This window comes from Microbacterium sp. B19, assembly GCF_000333395.1.
GTDB lineage: Bacteria > Actinomycetota > Actinomycetes > Actinomycetales > Microbacteriaceae > Microbacterium.
The window spans coordinates 1-1,129 of the sequence record NZ_BADA01000562.1 but is presented as its reverse complement, the minus strand read 5'-3'; the positions used below and the strand labels follow the sequence as shown (position 1 = coordinate 1,129).

The following is a 1,129-nucleotide window of genomic DNA, read 5'->3' as shown; positions in this document are numbered from 1 at the left end:
CGAGCACGCTGAAGAGCTGGAGGCCGACGGGCTCGTGCGGCGGACGGCCTATCCCGAGGTTCCGCCGCGCGTCGAGTACGCACTGACCGCGCTCGGGCGCGACCTGATGACGCGCATGCTCCCGCTGATGGAACCGCATCGTGAACCAGCCCGACCGCGGCACGGCCTCGATCTCGGCCGACGGGGCGTCGATCGTCTACTCCTCGGTGCCGGGAGACCGCGGTCAGGTGTCGTTCCGCTACCGCGTCGTGGACCCCTCCGGCGCGACGGGGGAGGGCACGGTGCGCATCGGAGTCCTGGATGCCGAGGCCAACCCGAGCCCCATCACGTTCACCGACTACGTGCAGGTGCAGGCCGGCCCGGACAGCCGCATCCGCGTGAGTCCGCTGGCCAACGACATCGATCCGACCCAGGGTCGCCTGAAGCTGACGGGCGTGCGCCCCGACCTCCCGAAGACGCTCGTCGACGGCAGCGACAACCCGGAGTACGCGCGCCTCGACGCGCTGGTGGAGAGCGTCTCCGACACGGGTGTCGTCATCCGCGCCGGCGAGGCCCCGGCGACCATGTCGTTCCTCTACGACGTCGAGTCGGACTCCGGCAACACCGGTCGTGGGCTCGTGGTGGTCAAGGTCGTGCGCGAGAGCGTGCCCGACTACCCCGTGGTCTCCGACACCGTCCTCACGGTCGAGGACCGCGACCAGTTCGTCTCCGGTGTCGATGTGCTCGACGGCCGCGCGACGTGGTCGGGCGGCGACGTGGGCGATCTGCGCGTGTCGCTGTGGGGCGAGCCCACCGGCGTCCGCGTCGACGGCCGACGCATCTCGGGGGAACTGCCCGCCACGCGTCGCATCATCCCCTTCGCCGTGACCGGCACCGTCGGCGACCAGGAGGTCACGACGTACGGCTTCCTCCGAGTGCCCGGCGACGACGACCTCACTCTCGCGCTACGACCGAACTCGGCGCAGAAGGTCGACGAACTGGCATCCGTCGAATTCGACATGGCCTCCCTCGTCGCTGTGCCGCGCCGGTCGACGCTCGAAGTCGGGCCCGACGTCTCGACCACCGGCGTGCGCTCGGAGGGTCGCTGCTCGGTGACCGGCACCGTCGTGCGCTACGACGCGGGTACCGG

The 1,129-nt window shown here is 70.9% G+C and carries 1 protein-coding gene and 1 pseudogene; both read left to right on the top strand.

Annotation, left to right across the window (positions count from 1 at the left end):
* Positions 1-130, top strand: a pseudogene (locus I5G_RS24975) (winged helix-turn-helix transcriptional regulator); the annotation flags it as partial.
* A gap of 10 nt (positions 131-140) precedes the next feature.
* Positions 141-1,129 (top strand): hypothetical protein (locus tag I5G_RS23725; protein ID WP_036329543.1); only part of this gene is annotated, 989 nt, incomplete at its 3' end.